This window comes from Chromohalobacter nigrandesensis (genome assembly GCF_023061285.1).
Classification (GTDB): domain Bacteria; phylum Pseudomonadota; class Gammaproteobacteria; order Pseudomonadales; family Halomonadaceae; genus Chromohalobacter; species Chromohalobacter nigrandesensis.
Genome location: NZ_JAKGAM010000043.1, coordinates 1 through 699, shown reverse-complemented (window position 1 = coordinate 699; position 699 = coordinate 1). Strand labels below are relative to the sequence as shown.

The window sequence follows — 699 nt, the reverse complement described above, 5'->3', positions numbered from 1 at the left end:
GCATTATACGCATCCGCGGCGCGCGCGCAACCCTTATGCGAGGCGTCGGGTCAGGTCTGGCGCTCGACGGCGAGATGGGCGAGTTCGGCCATGCTGTCGCGGTAGCGGCTCTCGGGTAGCCACTCGAGCTGAGCGAGGGCGAGGTCGGCCATTTCCACGGCACGGCGGCGGGTGTACTCCAGCGCGCCGGTATCGTTGACGATGGCTAGCACCTCGTCGAGATGGTCGAGCCCGCCCTGGCGGATGGCGCGGCGAATCATCCTGGTCTGTTCGGCATCGCCGGTGGCCATGGCGTGGATGAGCGGCAGCGTGGGCTTGCCCTCGGCCAGGTCGTCGCCGACGTTCTTGCCCATGGAATCGGCATCGCCCTGATAGTCGAGCAGGTCGTCGACGAGCTGGAAGGCCAGGCCCAGATAGCGCCCGTAGAGCTTGAGCGCCTCTTCCTGCGCGGGGCTGGCGCCGGCGAGCACCGCGCCGCTGTGACTGGCGGCCTCGAAGAGCATGGCGGTCTTGCCTTGGATGGTGTCGAAGTAGGCGGCCTCGTCGATATCGGGGTTGCCGATATTGGTCAGTTGCAGGACCTCGCCCTCGGCGATCACGCAGGTGGCGCCGGAGAGGATCTCCATCACCCGCATCGAACCGACCTCGACCATCATCTGGAACGAGCGTGAATAAAGGAAATCACCGACCAGCACCGAG

The 699-nt window shown here is 66.1% G+C and carries 1 protein-coding gene; it reads right to left on the bottom strand.

Translation table 11 applies throughout. The annotated features are described in order from the left end of the window. Window positions 1-50: 50 nt before the first annotated feature. A partial coding sequence (locus L1073_RS17110; protein WP_246901437.1) for a polyprenyl synthetase family protein occupies window positions 51-699 on the bottom strand: 649 nt, incomplete at its 5' end.